This is a genomic window from Bradyrhizobium sp. MI1.10 (assembly GCF_055811035.1).
In genome coordinates this window covers 1-275 of sequence record NZ_JBVVPN010000181.1, presented here as the reverse complement: position 1 = coordinate 275, position 275 = coordinate 1, and the positions used below count along the sequence as shown (strand labels likewise).

Annotated in this window: 1 protein-coding gene; it reads right to left on the bottom strand. The window is 31.3% G+C overall.

Annotated elements, in window-relative coordinates; translation table 11 throughout:
* Positions 1–275: hypothetical protein (locus tag AC0L3K_RS40825; protein ID WP_473368237.1), on the bottom strand; the 275-nt coding region annotated here is incomplete at both ends.

Genomic DNA, 275 nt, shown 5'->3' with positions numbered 1-275 from the left:
ATATTGTAACAAGTACTGCAACGATACCAAAGATGAACATCCAATTTGGGTGTTTATAATCACCGACAATTGATTTCTTTTTACTTGCAATCAAAATTGCACCTAACGTAATAGGTAAGATCCATCCATTTATCGCGCCTGCTATAATTAAAAGGCTGATTGGTTTTCCAATAAATAAGAAAATCATTGTTGAAATAACGATAAACACAATCACAATCAAATTACTTCTTTCGTTAAGTGATTTATGAAGTGTTTTTAAAAATGTTGCGCTTGTG